At 47.3% G+C, this 22,131-nt stretch carries 23 protein-coding genes and 1 tRNA gene; 4 read left to right on the top strand and 20 right to left on the bottom strand.

What is annotated here, in order from left to right; translation table 11 throughout:
- Window positions 1–53: 53 nt before the first annotated feature.
- The 16 genes from yihA to KNP91_RS11700 all read right to left on the bottom strand — a co-directional run bounded on the left by yihA (window position 54) and on the right by KNP91_RS11700 (window position 14,546).
- Window positions 54–635 carry a ribosome biogenesis GTP-binding protein YihA/YsxC gene (gene yihA, locus KNP91_RS11775; RefSeq protein ID WP_214850179.1) on the bottom strand — a complete coding sequence of 194 codons (582 nt, stop codon included), beginning with the start codon at window positions 633–635 and terminating at the stop codon, window positions 54–56.
- A 1-nt stretch (window position 636) separates the two neighbouring features.
- Window positions 637–2,946 (bottom strand): endopeptidase La, encoded by a 2,310-nt coding sequence (gene lon, locus KNP91_RS11770; RefSeq protein WP_214850178.1) that lies wholly within the window; start codon window positions 2,944–2,946, stop codon window positions 637–639.
- 71 nt (window positions 2,947–3,017) lie between these two features.
- Window positions 3,018–4,283, bottom strand: a complete 1,266-nt coding sequence (clpX, locus tag KNP91_RS11765; RefSeq protein WP_012371015.1) for an ATP-dependent protease ATP-binding subunit ClpX — start codon at window positions 4,281–4,283, stop codon at window positions 3,018–3,020.
- 233 nt (window positions 4,284–4,516) lie between these two features.
- Window positions 4,517–5,809: a trigger factor gene (gene tig, locus KNP91_RS11760; RefSeq protein WP_012371016.1), complete on the bottom strand. Its 1,293-nt coding sequence runs from the start codon at window positions 5,807–5,809 to the stop codon at window positions 4,517–4,519.
- Window positions 5,810–5,917: 108 nt separating this feature from the next.
- A complete protein-coding gene (locus tag KNP91_RS11755) occupies window positions 5,918–6,940 on the bottom strand; it encodes a hypothetical protein (RefSeq protein WP_214850177.1) in 1,023 nt (340 codons plus the stop codon).
- A gap of 29 nt (window positions 6,941–6,969) precedes the next feature.
- Window positions 6,970–7,482 (bottom strand): hypothetical protein, encoded by a 513-nt coding sequence (locus tag KNP91_RS11750; protein ID WP_234944532.1) that lies wholly within the window; start codon window positions 7,480–7,482, stop codon window positions 6,970–6,972.
- A gap of 114 nt (window positions 7,483–7,596) precedes the next feature.
- A tRNA-Arg gene (locus KNP91_RS11745) sits at window positions 7,597–7,670 on the bottom strand.
- Between the two features lie 66 nt (window positions 7,671–7,736).
- Complete coding sequence (locus KNP91_RS11740) at window positions 7,737–8,243, bottom strand: metallophosphoesterase family protein (RefSeq protein WP_012371019.1); 507 nt, start codon at window positions 8,241–8,243, stop codon at window positions 7,737–7,739.
- Window positions 8,244–8,249: 6 nt separating this feature from the next.
- Complete coding sequence (locus tag KNP91_RS11735) at window positions 8,250–8,846, bottom strand: XTP/dITP diphosphatase (RefSeq protein WP_012371020.1); 597 nt, start codon at window positions 8,844–8,846, stop codon at window positions 8,250–8,252.
- Entirely contained in the window at window positions 8,843–9,595 is a 753-nt protein-coding gene (gene rph / locus KNP91_RS11730; protein WP_012371021.1) for a ribonuclease PH, read from the bottom strand. The genes KNP91_RS11735 and rph overlap by 4 nt, the downstream gene beginning before the upstream one ends.
- Window positions 9,586–10,401, bottom strand: coding sequence for a glutamate racemase (racE, locus tag KNP91_RS11725; protein WP_214763419.1), 816 nt, complete (start codon window positions 10,399–10,401; stop codon window positions 9,586–9,588). The genes rph and racE overlap by 10 nt, the downstream gene beginning before the upstream one ends.
- An 87-nt stretch (window positions 10,402–10,488) precedes the next feature.
- Window positions 10,489–10,752: a phosphocarrier protein HPr gene (locus KNP91_RS11720; RefSeq protein WP_012371023.1), complete on the bottom strand. Its 264-nt coding sequence runs from the start codon at window positions 10,750–10,752 to the stop codon at window positions 10,489–10,491.
- A gap of 65 nt (window positions 10,753–10,817) precedes the next feature.
- Window positions 10,818–11,279 carry an acyl-CoA thioesterase gene (locus KNP91_RS11715; RefSeq protein WP_051525124.1) on the bottom strand — a complete coding sequence of 154 codons (462 nt, stop codon included), beginning with the start codon at window positions 11,277–11,279 and terminating at the stop codon, window positions 10,818–10,820.
- 60 nt (window positions 11,280–11,339) lie between these two features.
- Entirely contained in the window at window positions 11,340–12,146 is an 807-nt protein-coding gene (gene sdhB / locus KNP91_RS11710) for a succinate dehydrogenase iron-sulfur subunit (protein WP_012371025.1), read from the bottom strand.
- On the bottom strand, window positions 12,146–13,909 hold the full coding sequence (gene sdhA / locus KNP91_RS11705) for a succinate dehydrogenase flavoprotein subunit (protein WP_012371026.1): 1,764 nt from the start codon (window positions 13,907–13,909) through the stop codon (window positions 12,146–12,148). Before sdhA ends, sdhB begins: the two co-directional genes overlap by 1 nt.
- Window positions 13,910–13,928: 19 nt before the next feature.
- Window positions 13,929–14,546 carry a succinate dehydrogenase cytochrome b558 subunit gene (locus tag KNP91_RS11700; protein ID WP_012371027.1) on the bottom strand — a complete coding sequence of 206 codons (618 nt, stop codon included), beginning with the start codon at window positions 14,544–14,546 and terminating at the stop codon, window positions 13,929–13,931.
- Between the two features lie 224 nt (window positions 14,547–14,770).
- Between KNP91_RS11700 and KNP91_RS11695 the strand changes: the two genes are divergently transcribed.
- On the top strand, window positions 14,771–15,190 hold the full coding sequence (locus KNP91_RS11695; RefSeq protein ID WP_214763416.1) for a YslB family protein: 420 nt from the start codon (window positions 14,771–14,773) through the stop codon (window positions 15,188–15,190).
- Window positions 15,191–15,299: 109 nt separating this feature from the next.
- Window positions 15,300–15,914 (top strand): PH domain-containing protein, encoded by a 615-nt coding sequence (locus KNP91_RS11690; protein ID WP_026832382.1) that lies wholly within the window; start codon window positions 15,300–15,302, stop codon window positions 15,912–15,914.
- 331 nt (window positions 15,915–16,245) lie between these two features.
- On the opposite strand, the gene uvrC is transcribed toward KNP91_RS11690, so the two are convergent.
- A complete protein-coding gene (gene uvrC, locus KNP91_RS11685) occupies window positions 16,246–18,030 on the bottom strand; it encodes an excinuclease ABC subunit UvrC (protein WP_214763412.1) in 1,785 nt (594 codons plus the stop codon).
- Window positions 18,031–18,112: 82 nt separating this feature from the next.
- Here uvrC and KNP91_RS11680 point away from each other — a divergent pair, with 82 nt between their 5' ends.
- Both KNP91_RS11680 and KNP91_RS11675 read left to right on the top strand, forming a co-directional pair.
- The gene (locus tag KNP91_RS11680; protein ID WP_214850176.1) at window positions 18,113–19,435 is read left to right on the top strand and encodes a dihydrolipoyl dehydrogenase family protein; all 1,323 of its coding nucleotides are present in this window, start codon (window positions 18,113–18,115) and stop codon (window positions 19,433–19,435) included.
- Window positions 19,436–19,457: 22 nt separating this feature from the next.
- Window positions 19,458–19,835, top strand: coding sequence for a VOC family protein (locus tag KNP91_RS11675; RefSeq protein ID WP_214850175.1), 378 nt, complete (start codon window positions 19,458–19,460; stop codon window positions 19,833–19,835).
- A 59-nt stretch (window positions 19,836–19,894) separates the two neighbouring features.
- Here KNP91_RS11675 and trxA read toward each other — a convergent pair whose 3' ends face one another.
- The 3 genes from trxA to KNP91_RS11660 form a co-directional block, all read right to left on the bottom strand.
- Complete coding sequence (trxA, locus tag KNP91_RS11670) at window positions 19,895–20,206, bottom strand: thioredoxin (protein ID WP_012371033.1); 312 nt, start codon at window positions 20,204–20,206, stop codon at window positions 19,895–19,897.
- A 166-nt stretch (window positions 20,207–20,372) separates the two neighbouring features.
- Complete coding sequence (locus KNP91_RS11665; protein ID WP_214850174.1) at window positions 20,373–21,335, bottom strand: electron transfer flavoprotein subunit alpha/FixB family protein; 963 nt, start codon at window positions 21,333–21,335, stop codon at window positions 20,373–20,375.
- 15 nt (window positions 21,336–21,350) lie between these two features.
- The gene (locus tag KNP91_RS11660) at window positions 21,351–22,124 is read right to left on the bottom strand and encodes an electron transfer flavoprotein subunit beta/FixA family protein (protein ID WP_012371035.1); all 774 of its coding nucleotides are present in this window, start codon (window positions 22,122–22,124) and stop codon (window positions 21,351–21,353) included.
- Between the last annotated feature and the right edge of the window lie 7 nt (window positions 22,125–22,131).

Here is a 22,131-nt window from a genome sequence, read left to right as displayed (position 1 = left end):
TTGGATAAAAAAAGAAGCAACTGCCTTCCGGCGGTTGCTTCTTTTTATCTGAATCATAAATGACGATAGATGGCTTCCCATGCTGCGTCGACACCTTCACCTGTTTCCGAAGAAAACGGAATGAATGTGTCTTGGCCGTCAAACTGTAATTTCCGTTTAATCGCCGCAATCTGTTTATCGCGTTGACCACGCTTGATTTTATCCAGTTTCGTCGCTACGACGATGACCGATAAATCATAATACTTCAAGAAGTCATACATGATGACATCATCCGCTGAAGGTTCATGACGGATATCGACAAGCAGGACGACTCCTTTTAGTATTTCACGTGTCGTGAAATACTTTTCCATCATCTTGCCCCATACCTCACGCTCGGTTTTTGAAACTTTCGCATAACCATAACCCGGTACATCAACAAACATGACTTCATCATTGATGTTAAAGAAGTTTAACGTTTGTGTTTTACCCGGTTTTGAGGATGTGCGGGCGAGTGCTTTTCGCTGAACAAGTTTGTTGATGAACGACGACTTTCCGACGTTCGAACGTCCGGCGAGTGCCACCTCAGGAAGGAGCGGTTCCGGATAATGTTCCGGATTGACACCACTCGTAATAAAATCTGCTTTATAAATTTTCATGTTACTCTCCTTTTAATGCATGTTCGAGCACTTGATCCATTGTCGCGACCGGTATGAAGCGAATGCCATCCCGAACCGTTTCCGGAATGTCATCGATATCACGTGTATTGTCTTGCGGCATCAAAATCGTCGTCAAACCCGCACGATGGGCTGCCAATGACTTCTCTTTCAGACCGCCGATCGGCAAGACCCGTCCCCGTAACGTAATTTCTCCGGTCATACCGACATCTCGCCGTACCGGACGTTTCGTCAACGCGGAAATCAATGCTGTCGCGATCGTAATCCCCGCCGAAGGACCGTCTTTTGGCACGGCGCCTTCCGGAACGTGAATGTGGATATCTTGTGTCTCATAGAAATTCGGATCGATTTTAAACGCTTCTGCATTCGCCCGAACGAAGCTGTGTGCCGTTTGAGCGGATTCCTGCATGACGTCTCCTAATTTCCCCGTTAACTGCAGTTTTCCTTTACCTGGAGCGAGACTCACTTCAATCGTCAGTGTATCGCCCCCAAATGCAGTATACGCTAAACCAGTCACCGCGCCAATCATATCTTCAAGTTCACTTTGACCATAACGGTAAATCGGTTTACCTAAGAAGTCCGGTAAATTACGTTTCGTGACCGTAACCCGTTTCTTTTCACCCATAGCGATTTGTTTCGCCGCTTTCCGGCACAACGCACCGATGACGCGCTCGAGACTCCGGACACCCGCTTCCCGCGTATACCGGCGAACCACTTCTTGTAAGGCATCCGGTTTGACCGTCAGCTGACTTTTCTTCAGTCCGTGCTCTTTTAGTTGTTTCGACAATAAGTGCCGGATTGCAATTTCTGTTTTTTCCTGTTCTGTATAGCCGCCGATTTGAATCAGTTCCATCCGGTCAAGCAAGGGTCCCGGAATATTTGAGACATCGTTGGCCGTCGCAATGAATAAGACATTTGATAAATCAAACGGCTCTTCGATGTAGTGATCGGAAAAACTGTTGTTTTGTTCCGGATCAAGTACTTCAAGCATCGCGGAAGACGGATCGCCCCGGAAATCATTTGCCATCTTGTCGATTTCATCGAGCAGGAATACCGGGTTGTTTGTTCCGGCCTGTTTCAATCCGCGAATGATCCGGCCGGGCATCGCTCCGATATAAGTCCGACGGTGTCCTCGGATTTCTGCTTCGTCACGCACGCCACCGAGCGAAACACGAACGAATTTGCGTTCAAGCGCCGTCGCAATCGACCGGGCGAGTGACGTTTTCCCGACTCCCGGAGGACCTGCCAGGCATAAAATCGGACCGCGTAACGAGTCCGTCAGTTGTCTGACCGCTAAGTACTCAAGAATCCGTTCCTTTACTTTCTCGAGACCGTAATGATCTTCATCCAACTGTTCCGATGCGGCTTCGACGTTCAAGAAGTCGTCCGTCGCTTCGTTCCATGGAAGGGAAAAGAACCATTCGAGATAGTTCCGGATTACACCGTGTTCCGGACTCGTTGCCGGCACGACGGAAAGACGATTGATTTCTTTTTCGATATTGATGACTGCCGTTTCTGACAAATCAAGCAGTGCCAGTTTTTCTTTATACTTCACGGCGTCACTTTCTGCCGAGACTGCTTCTCCGCCAAGTTCCTGTTGAATCGTCTTCAGTTGTTCACGAAGATAGTATTCACGTTGCGACTGTTCAATCGTCTTTTTCGTCCGTTCGCGCATTTCGCGTTCGAGTTCGACGACTTCATATTCATGTTTCATGACATCAAGCAGCATGACCCCGCGTTCAACCGGATCATTTTCTTCGAGGAATTCCTGTTTTTTCGCGATGTCGATCGGCAATTTCGACGCGATGTAATCCGTCAATGAATCGAGTCGTTCGTATGTCTCAAAACGACGTCGTTCGTCGGTTCCAATCCCTTTGATGCGTGACACCAATTGTCCGAACTGTTCCTTGATCAAACGGACGAGCGCTTCCTGCTTCGCTCCCTTGATGTCTGCTTTTTCAATCGGTTCGATACTCGCTTGATAACCTTCATCTGTTTCCGTCACCTGATCAATCCGGACACGTTCTTTACCAATGACCCGGACACGAACCGTATCGTTGCCCAGTTCACTCATTTTCGCAATCTGGACGAGTGTCCCGATGGTATGCAGGCCATCCACGGACGGTTCCGCTTCCGGATCACGTTGCGTGACGACAACCAAATCAATTTCATGCTCTTTCGACGCCAGCAATGCTTTGAGCGAGACGGGACGCCCGACATCAATCGTCAGACCGATTAAAGGGTAGGCGACGACACCACGTAATGGCAATAATGGATATTGTTTTGTCTTCATCAAAAATCTCCTCCTAAACAAAAAGACTCGGAAAGGCGTACAAGTAGCCTCCGAGCCGATTTGTCACGGTGTTACGCCGTTTCTTTTTCTTTACCATGTTCAATTGTGCCATCCTTCAACTCAAGCGTTGGACCGCGTTTTCCAGTCAACGTTTCTGCTGTGATGATGACTTTCGCAATATCTTCACGTGATGGAATTTCAAACATGATATCGAGCATCGTTTCTTCGATGATTGAACGAAGACCACGTGCTCCTGTTTTCCGTTCGATCGCAAGTTTTGCAATCTCAACGAGTGCGTCTTCTGTGAAGTCGAGTTCGACATCATCCAGTTGAAGCATTTTTTTGTACTGTTTGACGAGTGCATTTTTCGGTTTTGTCAAGATTTGGACGAGTGCTTCTTCGTCAAGCGGCTCAAGTGTCGCCATGACTGGTAAACGTCCGATGAATTCCGGAATCAATCCGAACTTCTGTAAATCTTCCGGTAAAGCAGCCGCAAGGATTTCTTTTTGCGTCAGGTTGCGGTTCTCTGAATCATTTCCGAATCCGATGACCTTTTTACCAAGACGACGTTTGATCGATTGGTCGATCCCGTCAAAGGCACCACCGACGATGAACAAGATGTTCGTCGTATCGATCTGAATGAATTCTTGATGCGGATGTTTCCGACCGCCTTGTGGCGGAACGCTCGCAACAGTACCTTCTAAGATTTTCAGAAGTGCTTGTTGTACCCCTTCACCTGAAACGTCACGTGTAATCGACGGGTTCTCAGATTTACGGGCAATTTTATCGATTTCATCGATGTAGATGATACCTTTTTCTGCTTTTTCGACATCATAGTCAGCAGCTTGAATGAGTTTTAAGAGAATGTTCTCAACATCTTCCCCGACATATCCGGCTTCCGTCAGACTTGTTGCATCCGCGATTGCGAACGGAACATTCAGAATACGGGCCATCGTTTGTGCGAGGAGTGTTTTACCACTACCAGTCGGTCCAATCATGACGATGTTTGATTTAGACAATTCCACGTCGTCGGCACGTCCACCGGCATTGATCCGTTTATAATGATTGTACATCGCGACAGATAATGACTTCTTCGCTTTTTCCTGTCCGATGACGTAGTCATTTAAAGTCGCACGGATTTCATGCGGTTTCGGTACGTTTTTCAGTTCGACTTCTTCTTCTGTACCAAGCTCTTCTTCGACGATCTCATTACAGAGTTCGATACATTCATCGCAAATGTAAACGCCAGGTCCAGCAACAAGTTTGCGCACTTGCTCTTGTGTCTTTCCGCAGAAAGAACATTTTAGCTGACCTTTTTCTTCGTTAAATTTAAACATAAAGGTCCACCCCTTTAACGTGGAATTTGTATAGATCCGTTTCGCATCTATTCTCACGTTTTACTATTTATGATTGTAGCATGAACAAGGAAACTCTTTCAAATCTTGGATGAGCGTTTTACAGTTTGATTTGAAAAATATATTTTTGTTTGTCCTTGTTTGACCTATCGTACAAAAAAATCGACTCCAAGACCAGAAATTGGTCTTGAAGTCGATCCTGTTCGGTTGTTTGCTTATTTTGCTTTTGCGTTGTCAACGAGAACGTCGATCGCTTTACGGAACTGAAGATCACCTTTAAGTGTATCAAGTCCGCCTTGTGGTGCAAGCATCGTTTCAAGCTGATCTGCAGGAATGTTGTAGAGTTCAGACATCGATTGAAGTTCAGCTTGCGCTTCTTCTTCAGTAACTTCGATTTTTTCGTCTGCAACGATTTGTTTAAGAACGAGACGAGCTTTAACGCGCTCTTCTGCTTGTTCTTTCATTTCAGTACGCATTGCCTCTTCAGTCGTTCCAGTTAACTGGAAGTACATGTTAAGGTCAATTCCTTGTGACTGAATGCGTTGTGTGAATTCCTGGACCATACGTTCAACTTCGTTTTCAACCATAACTTCTGGAAGATCAACTGTTGCGTTTTTAGTCGCAGCTTCAACCAACTCATCACGCATTGAAGCATCAGCTTCTTGTTTACGTGTGTTTTCAAGACGTGTACGGATTTTTGTTTTCAACTCATCAAGAGAAGAAACTTCTTCGTCCATTTCTTTAGCGAACTCATCTGTCAATTCAGGAAGTTCTTGTGCTTTGATTTCGTGGATTGTTACTTTGAATACGACTGGTTTTCCAGCGAGTGATGCTTCATGGTACTCTTCTGGGAACGTGACGTCGATATCTTTTTGCTCGCCTGATTTAAGACCAACCATCTGCTCTTCAAATCCTGGAATGAAGTTTCCAGATCCGATGACGAGTGAGTAGTTTTCTGCAGTACCACCGTCGAATTGGTTTTCACCATCGAAACCTGCGAAGTCGAATACGACTGTATCGCCATTTTCGATCGCGCCGTCTTCTTTAACGACGAGCTCTGCACCGCGCTCTTGCATTGTTTTGAGTTCAGCATCGACATCTTCGTCTGTAACGTCTGTTTCGACTGCTGTGTACTCAAGACCTTTGTACTCACCGAGTGTTGCGTCCGGCTCAATCACGAATGTGATTTTGAACTCAACTGGTTTTCCTTTTTCGAGTGTTTCGACGTCGATGTTATCAAGCGCGATTGGCTCGATTCCTGATTCGACGACAGCACCTTCGATTGTGTCTTGATATAAGATATCAAGTGCATCTTGGTAAAGTGCTTCTTCGCCGTACATTTTGTTAAACATTGCGCGTGGCATTTTTCCTTTACGGAAACCTGGTGTGTTCAATGTCTTAACGACTTTTTTGAACGCTTGGTCTACCGCTTTATCAAATGCTTCAGCAGGCGCTTCATACGTGAGAACGCCGAGGCTACCTGATTGTTTTTCCCATTTTGCAGTCATGCTGAGTCCCTCCAAAAATGTCAATTAGCGTACGTGTGTGTACAACAAGTCACATTATAGCACAATCGTTCCGAGGATTACCACTGTTGAACGAGCCATTCCCTTGAATTAAAGAAGCAAGGCCTGCTCGTACTGTTTTCCTTCCGGTAACAGGAAATGGACAGCCTGATAAATCTTTTGCGCTTGTCCGCTCAAGTCAGGTGGCGGAGTTTCCGAGGCAAAGTCGGATTCCGCCAATTCTTCGACCGCATCCACCCATTCCTGCCATCTGTCTCCCTGTTCCAGCACTTCGGTCGGAAAGACGATTTGATACCAGTTCATGAACAACAGCGCCTTAAATGGATCCATGCGCTTCAGCCTGAAGGTTTCGTTATTGAAAGACTGCAGTTCAAGCGCCTGTCTCGTCACATGTCTCTCGAGTTGCTCCGGACTTTCAAATTCATGATCCACCCGGATCGATGGAATCCGGATCCGGACGGGGAAAAGTGCACGATCCGCCGGAAGTTGCGGAAGCAATGTCTGGATGACGAGAGCACTCTGTTTGTTAACATCTTCTCCCGTGAAATAATCCTCGATGAGATAACGGACGAATGAAGGATCTGCCTGTAAATCGAATTGCCCGATCAAACGAAACTGTTCGTCCATCGTCCCGAGCCGGTAACGATCGACCCGATCCCCTGGTACTAGCCGTAAATGGGATTGTTCCCGTACCTTCACATATGAGGAATCATCCGTCTGCCCGATGTTACCTTTCTTACGTGAAAGCGACTGGGTCATTTCGTCTAATTTCAAGGCGAGACCGTAAGGAAGATAGGGAGAGGCTGTCCGCAGGGCCAGATCAAAGGAATACCTCTCTCCCTTCTCGTACATGAAGAGTGCGATCAGTTGCTCGACACCGTCCACTTCAAGGAAAGGGTTCACCACTTGCAGATAGGCTTCCACCTCTTGATCGTTTGTCAAAAAAGCTTCCTGAATTGTATAGAGCACATAAAGAATATCCTCTTCTGTTTCTAAACTTTTCAGTCGTTCCAGCTCAGTTGCCAATTCGTCCTGACTCAATCTTGCGAGCCGCTTCCGCTCATCTGACAACGGTTGTTCCATCCAACGTGATTGCGACTGCTTCACGGTCATCCCACCTTCTTCATATCTGTCTTACTTCCTTACTTCGTGAACGGATCCAGTAAAGACGTCCAGTTCGTAATCGCTTCCTGTAACTGTCCTGCCTGTTCGATTCCCATTTTATTCAATGTGTCCAGGGAAACATCGGTTTCCAGCAACCGTGTGATATCTTCCGATTGATTCACGTACTGCTCCAATTTTTCACTCAAGTTCTTCAGTTCCGCCGGCGGAGTGTCTAAATTAGCAAGCCGTTCGTCAATTTTGTTTAATTCTTCGTTCAACTGTTGAACTGTTCCGTCAGTCTGGAGTTTTTCAATTTGCTGATCAAGAGCCTGTTCCGGATTTGCGGCATCCCGCGCTTCAGTCGCTGCTTGATCGAGTTTCGTCGACAATTCAGATGTCACCTTGGACGTGTCCTGGGCAATATCTTGCAACTGACCTGCATAATCAACGCTGTTTTTTACGTCCGTCACTTGCTGTTTCGCCTGATCGACTGTATCTGTAACCTCGCTGCATCCGGCTAAAGCCACGGTCAGTACGAGGATTCCACTCATTTTCTTTAACACCTTCATCATCCCTTTCAAGTTCATAATACCTTAAGTATACTCGAAAAAACGGATAAAAAAAAGAGACCTCCCTCATAAGGGAAGTCTCTATTTTAATTATAGTGTCCCAAGAGGGATTCGAACCCCCGACCGACGCCTTAGAAGGGCGTTGCTCTATCCAGCTGAGCTATTGAGACGTGTCAACACGAATAAACTATACTAAAACAATTCTTTCGTGTCAATCACATTTGGTAAAACTCTTTTTAAAGTGTACCGTCGAGGTACAAAGCATTGATTTTTTCACCTGTCAGATCATAAAAATCGACTGTGAATTGATCATTTTCAACCGTCAACAACGCATACGTCTTTTCCGGGCGATGGCGCGGCATCCGGATCGAGCCCGGATTGATGAACAGTTTCCCGTCCCGTTGCTCGGCTTTTGCAACATGCGAATGACCGTACAGAACGATTGCTGCCGCTTTTTGATCGGCATGGTGCACCAGCTGGTCGAGGCTGTACTTGACGTCTTGCCGGTGTCCATGGACACATAAGACACGAAACGATCCAAGTTCCTCGATGACTTCATCCGGGAAGTCATTCCCGTAATCACAGTTCCCTTTGACAACACGATAGGGATATAACGATTCAGTCGTTCCTGTCAGTTGGGAGTCCCCGCAATGAAAGGCGAAATCTGCTTCTTGGTGGCGGTTGAATATCGTCAATAGTTCCTGATCGAGACCATGGCTGTCACTTACGATTAACGCTTTCATCTAAAATCACTCTCCCAAAAAAGTAGTTAATGCCGCTTCAAGTTTTTTCAAAGCCTGCCCACGATGACTGATGGCTGCCTTTTCACTTTTTGTCAATTCAGCTGCCGTCTGATTCAACGATGGAATCAGGAATAACGGATCGTAACCGAAACCGTTTGTCCCTTTCTGCTCAAATCCGATTTGACCTTCCATTGTTCCCCGAACGGTCAATGTTTCCCCGGACGGTTTTGCCAGTGACAAGGCACAGACAAAACGGGCTGTCCGTCGATCAGCCGGTGTGTCCGCTAATTTTTCCAACAACAATGCGTTATTGGCAGCATCTGATTTATCCTCTCCGGCAAACCGGGCAGAGTAGACGCCCGGTGCGCCGTCCAGTGCATCGACTTCAAGTCCGGAGTCGTCCGACAAGACGGCGTGGCCAAAATAAGCTGCCGCTTCTTTCGATTTCAGTTCCGCATTTTCTTCAAAGGTTGATCCAGTCTCTTCCGTTTCCGGTGCCGTGTCGTAATCGAGTAACGATTCGACATCGTATCCGAGTCGTCCAAGCATCGCTTGAAACTCACCGACTTTACCAGCATTTCTTGTCGCTACGATGATTTTCATTTGTGCTCCACCTCTTCTCCGACATACCACCACGAAGCCCCTAACGATTGTTCAGCCGCGTGAAGGAGTTCTTCAATACCCTTTTCCCCAAGTTCAAGCATATCGAGCATCTCTTTGCGAGAAAAGGTTGCTTCTTCCCCTGTCGCTTGCAGTTCGACGATTTTTCCGGATGAGGTCATGACAAGATTTAAATCGACATCGGCTGCTGCGTCTTCTTCATAACAAAGATCAAGCAATAACTCCGTCCCGACTTTCCCGACCGATACTGCTGCAATTCCTTCTTTGATGGGGGTATCCGTCAGCTTACCGCTTTGAATCAATCCGTCGACTGCCAAGACAAGTGCCAGGAAACCGCCTGTAATAGCCGCTGTACGCGTCCCGCCATCTGCTTGCAGCACATCACAATCAATCCAAACCGTCCGTTCACCCAATTTTTCGAGATTGACGACGGACCGTAACGCCCGGCTGATCAATCGTTGAATTTCCATCGTTCGTCCCGTCTGCTTTCCCCGGACGGCTTCCCGTCCCGTCCGTTGTGCTGTCGCCCGCGGCAACATCGCATATTCGGCATTGATCCATCCGTGACGTTTCCCCCGTAAAAACGGCGGCACTTTTTCTTCCACCGTCGCGGTGCATAAGACACGTGTATCCCCGACCGATATCAGTACCGATCCTTCTGCATGCTTATTGACATCGGTCTCGAGCTGAATTTTCCGCATGTCCGATTGTGCCCGTTGATCTAAACGCATTTTTCTTCCTCCGTTCCTAACACTAACCGTTTCGCTTGGACCGGATGATGTAACCAGTCACTGGCGATTCGTTCAAAAGAGCGTGTATCGCCGGTCGCATGATAGACATGTTCCGGAATACGATCAAGATCTGCCGTGATGCCGTTATAATCAAGCAAGGCACTGACTTCAAGCGCCGTCTCGTCTCCTGAAGAAATCAGCTGGACGTTTGGTCCGATGACTCGTCCAATGACTTCTGCCAGTAACGGATAATGTGTACATCCTAAAATCAATGTATCCATATCATAGGAAAGCAACGGCTTTAACGTGTTGGCGACGACACGTTCAACATATGGTCCACTTGTCTGAGACGATTCAACGAGCGGAACAAACGGTGGACAGGCAAGCGACTCAACGACGACCTGCCCTTCGACGTGACGCAAGGCTTTCTCATACGAATTGCTTTCAATCGTCATTTTCGTACCAATGACGCCGATCCGTTTCGAGCGTGTAACCTTGACTGCCGCCCGTGCTCCAGGATCGATGACACCGATGACGGGAATCGACAGTTTTTGTCGGGCTTCTTTTAGGACAACTGCCGTCGCCGTATTACAGGCGATGACAATCAATTTCACACCTTGAGCGACCAGAAAATCAATCATCTCCCATGTAAATTGACGAATTTCTTCTTCCGGCCGGGGACCGTACGGACACCGTAACGTATCTCCGACATATATGATTTGTTCATGGGGCAGCTGACGCATCAATTCACGCGCGACAGTCAATCCACCAACCCCAGAATCTAATACTCCAATTGATCTATTCACGATTTCCCCTCACTTTCCTCTCATCTCATATGGTAACAAAAAAGGACGACGGTGCAAGACCGGCGTCCAAGAATGTACGATAAAGGATTACTGAGCAAGACCTTCGCTTGTCAGCATATCTGAAAGAGTCGTGATAGCTTCAGAAGCATCGTCACCGTTTGCAACGATTTTGATGTCTGAGTCTTTTGCGATTCCGAGTGAAAGAACACCCATGATCGACTTGAGGTTTACAGTCTTTCCGTTGTATTCCAAGTTGATGTCTGATTGGAATTTAGAAGCTGTGTTGACGAGTTGTGTTGCCGGACGAGCATGAATGCCTGAATCCGCGATGACTTTGAATGTTTTTTCCATGATTAAGAAATCTCCCTCCACTAATAACGTACTAGTGAGTCGTTTTCGAATATGTGAACTCATTATCAAATGATAACGGATTCGAATCGATTCTGCAAGGAATTTTTATAGGCTTCATTCCACGGAAACGCATTTCCGGAACGATCGATTTGGACCATCGAGGTCCGACCTGTAAACATCAATTCCTCTTGTTCGCTGAACGCCGCGTAATGGACATCACACGAAGCCGTTCCGACCTGAACCGGATACGCATAGACGGCAAGACGGGCCCGCGGATAGACTTGGCGGATGTAGTTACACTGCGCATCTGCTACGACGACGATTCCGTCGTCAGCAAGCGAATAACCTGTTTCTTCGAGCATCAGCGTCCGGACATCTTCAAAATAAACGAACGGAACTCGATTATTCATGTGACCGTAAGCATCGGTTTCAGCGAAGCGGACCGCGACATCCAGCCGCGTGCCGTGCTTCATCTGTTCCAACCACTGGTCTAAATCATTGATATAACTGGGTACACGCACAACCATTGCCTCCTTAAAATATAAAAAGAAGGAGCATCGCCCCTTCTTTAATTTTACGTTTTCGTCTTAACGACTGACTGCTTCTCCCGTACGTCCTTCGTCACTGCCGAAGAATTTCTTGAAGGAATGCAATGTCGTCTGACGGTTCATCGCTGCGATGGATGTTGTCAATGGAATGCCTTTCGGACATACTTCCACACAGTTTTGTGCGTTTCCGCACTGCATGATTCCACCGTCTTCCATCAAGGCTTCAAGACGCTCTTCCTTGTGGAACGCACCGGTCGGATGCGAATTGAAGAGACGGACTTGCGAAATCGATGCCGGTCCGATGAAGTTCGACCGGTCGTTGACGTTCGGACATGCTTCGAGACAGACACCGCATGTCATACATTTTGAAAGCTCGTATGCCCATTGGCGTTTGTTTTCCGGCATCCGCGGTCCCGGACCTAAGTCGTACGTACCATCGATCGGTACCCAGGCTTTGACTTTTTTCAAGGCGTCAAACATGCGTTGACGGTCCACTTGAAGGTCACGGACAATCGGGAACGTTTGCATCGGTTGCAGACGAATCGGTTGCTCGAGCTTGTCGACAAGTGCCGTACACGACTGACGGGGTGTTCCGTTGATGACCATTGAACACGCCCCGCAGACTTCCTCGAGACATCCCATGTCCCAGTTGATCGGCGTCGTTTTTTCTCCGGCTGCATTGACCGGGTTACGACGAATCTCCATCAAGGCCGAGATGACGTTCATATTCGGGCGGTAAGGGACTTCAAATGCTTCATCATAGGCTTTACCGTCCGGTCCATCCTGACGTTGCACGATGAACTGAACCGGTTTTTGATTCGTTTTCTGTTCGAGTGGTGTCGCCATTATGCCTTCACCTCTTTCTTCGACTTCTTGCTGTAGTCGCGCTTACGCGGTGGAATCAATGATGTATCGACTTCTTCGTAATAGATTTCCGGATGACCGTTCGTATAGCGGGCCATCGTTGTTTTCAAGAATCGTTCGTCATCACGTTCCGGGAAGTCCGGTTTGTAATGGGCGCCACGGCTCTCGTCGCGTTTCAAGGCTCCAAGTGTGATCGCTTCCGCAAGATCCAGCATATGATCGAGCTGACGGATGAATGATGCACCCTGGTTGCTCCAACGCGCTGTGTCCGTCGCTGAAATGCGTGTGAAGCGGTCGCGGAGTTCCTTGATTTTCTCAAGCGTCTGCTCGAGTTTATCGTTATAACGAACGACTGTGACGTTATCCGTCATGACTTCACCGAGTTCGCGGTGGATTTGATACGCATTTTCCGTACCTTCCATTGCGAGGATGTCGTTGAAACGGTTGATCTCAGCAATTTTGTGTGCTTCCACGACTTCTTCCGGCATCTCATGAACGGATTGATCGAGATCGTTCATGTAGGCGATTGCTGCCGGTCCTGCGACCATTCCGCCGTAGACGGCAGACAGCAACGAGTTCGCTCCCAGACGGTTCCCGCCGTGCATCGAGTAGTCACATTCGCCGGATGCAAATAATCCCGGGATATTCGTCATTTGATCATAATCAACCCATAGTCCACCCATTGAGTAATGAACTGCCGGGAAGATTTTCATCGGTACTTTTCGTGGATCGTCTCCGACGAATTTCTCGTAAATTTCAAGAATACCGCCAAGTTTGACGTCCAGTTCTTTCGCATCTTTGTGAGAAAGGTCAAGATAGACCATGTTTTCCCCGTTGACACCAAGCTTCTGATTGACACAAACATCAAAGATTTCGCGCGTCGCGATATCACGTGGCACAAGATTTCCGTAAGCCGGATATTTTTCTTCGAGGAAGTACCATGGTTTACCGTCTTTATACGTCCAGACACGTCCACCTTCACCGCGGGCCGATTCACTCATGAGACGGAGTTTATCGTCTCCCGGAATCGCTGTCGGGTGAATCTGAATGAACTCCCCGTTCGCGTAAATAGCACCTTGGCGGTAAACCGCTGCTGCTGCCTGTCCTGTGTTGATGACCGAGTTGGTTGATTTTCCGAAAATAACACCCGGACCGCCTGTTGCTAAAATGACTGAGTCAGCTGCAAACGCTTCGATTTCCATCGAACGTAAGTTTTGACATACCGCACCACGACAAATCCCTTCTTCATCAATGATCGCACGAAGGAATTCCCATCCTTCATATTTTTCTACCAAACCTTGCGCTTCAAATTTACGGACCTGTTCATCAAGTGCATACAACAATTGTTGTCCTGTCGTTGCACCGGCATAAGCCGTCCGGTGATGCAATGTTCCTCCGAAACGACGGAAATCAAGTAATCCTTCCGGTGTCCGGTTAAACATGACGCCCATCCGGTCGAACATGTGGATGATTTTCGGTGCCGCTTCCGTCATTTTTTGAACCGGTGGCTGGTTGGCTAAGAAATCACCGCCGTACACCGTATCGTCCAAATGCTGGTAAGGTGAGTCACCTTCTCCTTTTGTATTGACGGCCCCGTTGATTCCTCCTTGTGCACAAACGGAGTGTGAACGTTTGACTGGCACGAGAGAAAATAATTTGACGGGTACACCTTGTTCTGCTGCTTTTATCGTAGCCATCAAACCAGCAAGTCCTCCGCCGATGATGACAAGATTCTTATTCGCCATGTTGTTAGTTCCCCTTTCCTTACAACACGCCTGCAAACGTCAAGATCGAGCGTACGCCTACAAACGATAATCCGATGAATACGAGGGCTGCCACATAAGACATCGCTTTTTGAGAAGCGGGTGACTGTGTGATTCCCCATGTGATGCAGAACGTCCAAAGTCCGTTTGCCAAGTGGAACGTCGTCGCCAGGATCCCGACGATGTAGAAGGCAAGCATGAATCCGTTATCGACGATATTTTGCATCATGCTCGCATCAACTTCCGTACCCATTGCTGCGGCAATCCGTGTTTCCCAAACGTGCCATGTGATGAACACGACAAGGAAAATACCTGAGAAGCGTTGTAGCACATACATCCAGTTCCGGAAGTATGTATAACGACCTGTGTTCGCGGAACCTGTAAACGCGATGTAAACACCGTAGATACCGTGTAGGATGATTGGAATGAAGATGACAAACACTTCCAAGAACAACCGATACGGAACGCTCCCCACGACTTCCGCAGCCTTATTAAAGTCTTCCTCCCCACGAACGATGAAATAGTTCGTCGTAAAATGAGAAAGTAAAAATAACCCGATTGGAATGACGCCGAGCAGTGAGTGTATTTTACGCCCCACGAAATCACGATGATTCGCCATCCAAATCCCCCCTTTTGTTTGCCAATCAAACGTTGGCGCATTTTGGTAGAAAAGCGCTTTCATAAGGAAATTCGTCTTTTCATCACTTATTCTACTCCTGTCCTTTTTATAAGACAACCCGAGCTGTTGCATTTAACTGCAAATAACTGCAAATTTTTTTAGGAAAACAATGACCGAGGAGAATTACCCCGCTATAATAGTTTCAGAGATAGGAGTGATTGTTGATGGATTCAGTACCAACCCCCTCTTCCACATTCGGAATCGAACTGATTCGTGACTATGTGCTGATGGATTTATTAGGAACAGATTACCGCCATGTCATCTATTGGGCTGGAAAGCGACTGGCACGTGAATTTCCGGTCTTGAGTGCCGAAGAAGCACCTCCCTTTTTCCAAGAAGCTGGTTGGGGACATCTCGAACTAAAAAAACAAAAAGGGAACTCTTTGAGTTTTTTGTTAACCCCTCCTGAATCAACGCGTCTCGACCGACCGGCAGGCTACTTCCAGTTGGAAGCCGGGTTTTTGGCGGAACAATTCTCCCGACTGAACGGCTGCGTCGCTGAAGGATATGCTGAATTAAACAAAACTCACGTACATATCTTGATTGAGATCGATCCAAAAGACCCGATTGAACGCTCACTTTGAAATCCGGACAGGAGTTTGAAGTCGGACCGCGAATTCTTGAAACATGAAACCTTTTTCGTTTGATCGCCGTATCAATACTCAGTCGCATCTACCAAAGGAGGAATTTTTTATGTTCAAGAAACTCGCAGCCGATTTAACAGGATTCAGTGATATTGGGCAAGTGATTCACCCGGACGATTTTGACAAGGCCGCCGCGGACGACTACGTGTTACACGAAGACGGCGAAAAAATTTATTTTTTAATCAAATCGAAAACAGATGAGTACTGCTTTACGAATCTGGCGCTCGTTCACCTGGACGGCGAAAGTGCGGTCAGTTCAAAACGTGTTCTCTACCGTTATCCATATGCACATTATCCGATTCGTCATGTCATGTTTGAAACAGCCGGTACCGTCGATCTTGATGTCGAAATCAAGTTCGAAATCGGCGGAAAACATTATTCGATTGATGTCGATAAAAAACAGCTCGAACATGTGAAAGATCTCTACAAAGCGCTTCTCGCCATTGCCGAAAAGCAATACGAAGGACAAAAGATGCTTGAGTTCGCGAACAATTCCCTGAATCATTCCGTGACGATTCTCGGTGGTTTACGCCAAGGCGATATGAACGTACCGCAAACGTTCAAAGATTTGTCCCAGGAGTCATTCGACTGGTTACAAGGCCATTATTACAAGTGGAATCAAAAAGACTTTGGTTCGTTCTACGAAAAATATATCAATAACTGAACAATTTAAATCAGGTACACCGAATTTTCGGTGTACCTGATTGTGTATAGGGACTGGAGGTAAATAATGAGCTTTTGGACATGGTTCGCGATTGCCGTTGTTTTGATCACCAGCGTGTCAGTAGCAACTTCTCAGAAAAAGGCCACCAAAAAGCACTCTGCCTTTTTGATTGTCTTTGTAACCGCTGCTATATTATTTCTGATCTGGTGGTTCACAAAATAATTACATACGGCTTGGATTGTACAGCTTTCTTCCGGTTACAAAAAAGAGGCGAACCCGCTATTGAGTGATAGCCGGGTTCGCCTCTTTGTCTGCTTCTTCAATTCTAAGTTTATTCCTCATTCGTCTGACTGAGATATTCCGCTACGGTTTCTGCCAATTTGACCGGTAAACCGGCCTCCGTCAGCTGTTCGATGTTCGCTTTTTTTAAGCTCCGCATCGATCCGAAATGACGGATCAGTTGTTGACGACGTTTCGGTCCCACTCCAGGAATGTCGTCAAGCAACGAGCGGGTCATTCCTTTTGAGCGCAGTGAACGGTGGAACGTGATGGCAAACCGGTGGACCTCGTCCTGCATACGTTGCAGCAAATAAAATGCACTCGAACGCGGATGGAGCTCAATCAACTGCCCGCCTTCCCCGAATAAGAGTTGACTTGTCCGGTGTTTATCGTCTTTTTTCAGTGAACCGACCGGCAGGGATAACCCTAATTCATCTTGAATGACTTCAAGTGCCGCATTTAATTGACCGAGCCCGCCGTCAATCAGGACAAGATCCGGCAACCGTGCGCCTTCGAGCAATAAACGCCGGTAGCGCCGTCTGACGATTTCCCGCATCGATTCATAGTCGTCCGGCCCTTTGACGGTTTTGATTTTAAATTTCCGGTATTCTTTTTTGAGCGGTTTCCCGTCTTCAAACACGACAAGGGCCGAGACGGCATCCGCTCCTTGAATGTTCGCATTATCAATGATTTCGATCCGCGATAGCGGATGGACGTCAATCGCATCAGCGAGTTCCTGAACGGCTTGAACGGTTTTCTTTTCATCCCGGGCGATCAATTCGAACCGTTCCCCGATTGCATTTTCGGCATTTTTCGTCGCAAGATCGAGCAATTTGCGTTTTGATCCGCGTACCGGCACATGGACACGTACATTAAGCGCCTCTTTGAGCAGCATCTGATTGACGAGGGGCGGGACATAAATCTCGCTTGGCTTGATATTTTTTTCATAGAACTGGACGATAAAACTTTCAAGTTCTTCCGCCGGTGTCCCGTAAATCGGAAACAGCGAGACATCACGCTCAATCATTTTTCCGCCGCGCAGGAAAAAGACCTGCACACACATCCATCCCTTGTCGACATAAATTCCGAAGACATCCCGCGAGGTCAGATCTGCCGTAATCATATTCTGTTTGTTCATGATCGATTCAATCGCCCGAATTTGATCGCGCAGTTCTCCAGCCCGTTCGAATTCCATTGCTTCCGCTGCACCGCTCATCTTGTGTTGCAACGACTGGACCAATTCTTTTGTTTCTCCCGATAAGAAACGGCGGATTTCCGAGACGATCTCTTTTTGATCCCCTTCGAGATTAGGGATTTCACAAGGTCCGAGACACTGACCGATGTGGTAATACAAACATAGTTTCTTCGGCATCGGCTGGCACTTACGGAGCGGATACAGCCGGTCGAGCAGGCGTTTAGTTTCATTGGCGGCATAAGCGTTCGGATAAGGACCAAAGTAATGTCCGCCGTCTTTTTTTAATTTCCGTGTCGTAATCAGACGCGGGTACGTCTCATTCGTAATTTTGAGATACGGATAGGATTTGTCATCCTTGAGCATGATGTTATATTTCGGATCGTATTTTTTAATCAGTGTCATCTCAAGAAGCAGTGCTTCGAGCTCACTTCCGGTGATGATGTATTCGAAGTCCCGAATATCGGCGACAAGTCGTTCTGTCTTTAAATCGTGTGCACCGGTAAAATAAGACCGGACACGATTCTTTAAATTTTTAGCTTTTCCGACATAAATGACCTCGCCAAATTGATTTTTATGCAGATAACAACCTGGTTCGTCAGGTAAAAGGGATAATTTCGCCTTAATATGTTCTTGATGACTCACAAAAATGTCTCCTTCCACCGTTTCTAGTTTTACGTTATAGGGTAAATATCATACATTGATTATGACACATGGGGGATAAAAAATGCGTACATACGATTGCATTGTAATAGGTACAGGGTCAGCCGGTAACCAAGCGGCTTATAAATTTGCTGAAAAAGGACTAAACGTTGCCATTATTGAAAACTTCACGCCGGGCGGAACATGCGCTCAGCGCGGTTGTGATGCTAAAAAGATTCTTTTAACCGGCAGTGAAGCAAAGGACGCCGTGGAACGTTTACTCGGTTACGGCCTGAAAGGGCTTGTCTCCATCGACTGGCGTCAACTGATGGAACGGAAAAATGAATACACACGCGCCATCCCGGAACAAACCCGAAATCAGTACGATGAGTTGGGGATTGACTATTACCACGGGGAACCCCGTTTCCTGTCGAATAAAAAACTTGTGGTCGATGACATCGAGCTGGAAGCCGAACAATTTTTGATTGCGACAGGACTCCGACCACGCGAGTTATCCGTTCCCGGAAGCGAACGTTTCCTCAACAGCAATGAGTTTTTGGAATTGCGTGATGTCCCCCGTCGTCTGGTCTGTATCGGTGGAGGCTACATTTCGTTTGAATTCGCTCACCTGGCACGAATCGCCGGTTCTGAAGTGACGATTCTGCTTCGTTCCAGTGCCCTGAAACAATTTGAGCAGGAATTGGTTTCTGTCTTGCTTGAAGCGACACAAGCACTCGGCATTCAAATTCTTCATGAAACAGAAGCGGTTTCTTACTCGGATACAACATTGACGCTTTCTGACGGAACACGTCTGGAAGCCGATGTCGTCTTGAATGCGACAGGCCGTATCGCAAGCATCAAGCATTTGCAATTGGAAAAAGCCGGTGTCATCTATGAAGAAAAAGGCATACATGTGAACGATTACCTCCAGTCTTCCGCTTCGAACATCTATGCAGCAGGTGACGTAGCAGTCAGCGGAAATCCTGCCTTGACTCCTTTTGCAGGAACGGAAGGACGGCTTGCTGCCTGTAATGTGCTCGAAGGCAATACGCGCCGACTGGAATTACTTCCTGTGCCGAGCATCGTCTTCACTACGCCAAATCTTGCAAAAGTCGGACAGACGGAAGCCAGTCTAAAACAAAACAATACAAGATACCGCGGAAAATTAATTGATACCTCGAGTTGGCAAACAAATGTCCGGATCAAAGATCCGTTCGCCCGGGCAAAAGTATTGATTGGGGAAGACGATCAGATTCTGGGTGCTCACTTCATCGGTGTGCATGCCGCCGAACTGGCTAACTATTTTTCGTTTGCCATGCAGCACCGGATTCCGAGCTCTGCTCTTCAGAAAACGAGTTTTGCTTATCCGACACCCGCATCTGATATTGCATCATTACTGGAAGACTGACAACTGAAAGCGAGGAGTTGACATGGTTGATTACGGCTATACGATTCTTTACATTACGGACCCCGTAAAAACACGTCTGTTCTACCACGGTCTGCTTGGTCTGCCGATTAAAGCGGAGCACGGAAGTTATACGGAGTTTGATACCGGATCGACAATTCTTGCCTTCAACACAAAAGAAGACGTCCGTTCCATGATTCCCTATGAAATCCCGGACAAAACCGGTCAACAATCGATCGAGCTCGGTTTTGTGACGGAAGATGTCGCTCATGTGTATGAGCAGATCAAGAATGCAGGTCACCAAACCGTGTTACCTCCGACTGAAAAACCGTGGGGGCAAACAGTCGCCTATGTGCTTGACCCGGACGATCATCTGATTGAACTTTGTTCACCGATAGGTTGATTCAATACAAAAAAGGCATTCCGTCGATTGACGGAATGCCTTTTGAATAGCGTTTAGAATTAGTTAGATGTTTCAACGAATTCTTTTAAAGCATCTTTAGGCATGAAGCCCATTGTTTTGTTGACCGGTTGACCGTCTTTGAATAAGACGAGCGTCGGAATACTTTGGACTTGGAAAGCTCCAGCGACTTCCGGGTTAGCGTCAACGTCGACTTTAACAATTTTAACGTTTTCCATGTCTGCATCAAGTTCTTCGAGAACCGGAGCAAGCATGCGACAAGGTCCGCACCATGTTGCCCAGAAATCAACGAGAACGAGACCTTCTTGTGTATCTTCTTTAAACGATTGGCTAGTTGCGTGTACGATTGCCATTGAGAAAAACCTCCTATTTTTAGACGGGATCGACTTGTGAATCCAACCCATCTTTTTACTGACTTGAGTATAGCACAGCCCTACCTTACAGCAAACGAAACTGCTCAGACAAGTTATACGCAAAAAAAGAAGCAAAGAAGTTGCTCTTTGCTTCTTCCCCCGCTTCTTAATGAACAAGCATTTTTTTGAATTCTGCCGTTAGTAACGGCACGACATCAAACAAATCGCCGACGATTCCGTAATCTGCGACCGAGAAGATATTCGCTTCCGGATCTTTGTTGATGGCGACGATGACTTTCGCATTCGACATCCCGGCTAAATGTTGAATCGCACCGGAAATACCGCAAGCGATGTATAAGTCCGGTGTGACCACTTTCCCCGTCTGACCGATTTGCAACGCGTAATCGCAATAGTCTGCGTCACACGCTCCACGTGATGCACCGACTGCACCACCGAGCAAATCCGCCAACTCTTGAAGGGGTGCAAAACCGTCTGAACTCTTGACACCACGACCGCCTGCGACAATGACTTTCGCTTCCGACAGATCGACACCACCCGTTGCTTTTCGGACGACTTCTGAAACGATAGTACGCAGATCCTTCAACTCAACGGTTACGGATTCAACCGTTCCTTCTGAAGTTCCTTCCGCCAACGGCTCGATATTGTTCGGGCGGACGGTGAAGAGCGTTTTTCCTTCTGAAACTCTTACTTTTTCAAAGGCTTTTCCGGAATAGATCGGTCGGATGAAAGAAGCATCTGCTCCGCTGCCTTCGATCGACGTCACATCACTGATTAATCCTGCCTGCAGTTTCGCTGCGATTTTCGGTGACAGATCTTTACCAAGTGAGGTATGACCAAAGACGATGACGTCCGGCGCAACACGTTCCAACAACTGCATGAAGACTTGTCCGTACCCGTCCGGTGTATAATGCTGCAAGCGTTCGTCTTCAACGACGAGAACCTGATGTGCCCCCCGTGTCGCGAGTTGCGCGGCATCTGCCGCCACATTTTGTCCGATTAAGGCAACTACGACTTCATCTGCAACGAGATTTGCCGCTGCGATCGCTTCAAATGACACATTCCGTAAATTCCCGTCCCGTGATTCTGCAAGTACAAGTGCTTTTGACATATCGTTTCTTCCCCCTTAAACAACTTTTGCTTCGTTGCGTAATAATGAAGCGAGTTCCTGGACTTGTGTCGACAAATCACCTTCTAGAATTTTACCGGCTGCTTTATTTGGCGGCAAAAAGCGTTCAATCGTCTCAAGACGCGGTGCCAACTCATCCTCGTCTAATTCCAGATCCGATAATTCAAGTTCCTCGAGCGGTTTCTTTTTCGCCTTCATGATACCCGGCAGGCTTGGATAACGAGGTTCATTTAATCCTTGTTGGGCTGTGACGAGCAACGGCAACGATGTTTTAATGACTTCCGTATCCCCTTCCGAGTCACGTGTCACGACGGCATCCGTTCCGTTCAACTCAAGCTTCGTGATTGTTGTGACGTACGGAATATCAAGCAGTTCTGCGACACGCGGAGCGACTTGTCCGCTTCCGCCGTCAACGGCGACGTTTCCGGCGATGATTAAATCGACTGTCTGTTCCTTGAGATACCCGGCCAATACTTCTGAAATCGAATAATGATCGGCTTCCTCAATATCGTCTTCAATTGAGATTCGGACTGCTTGATCGGCTCCCATCGCGAGCGCTGTCCGGAGTTCTTTGTCTGCATCTTCCGGTCCGACCGTTACGACCGTCACGGTTCCAGATTGGGCATCCCGTACACGGATCGCTTCTTCGACTGCATATTCATCATAAGGATTGATGATGAATTCTGCACCATCCTCTTCGATTTGACCATTTTCAAGCTGAATTGCTTCTTCCGTATCAAATGTTCGTTTTAACAAGACGTAGATTTCCATTCTTCGT

It is taken from the genome of Exiguobacterium sp. s138, from assembly GCF_018618775.1.
Classification (GTDB): domain Bacteria; phylum Bacillota; class Bacilli; order Exiguobacteriales; family Exiguobacteriaceae; genus Exiguobacterium_A; species Exiguobacterium_A artemiae.
The sequence above is the reverse complement of the archived record's forward strand: the minus strand, read 5'-3'. Positions and strand labels throughout refer to the sequence as shown.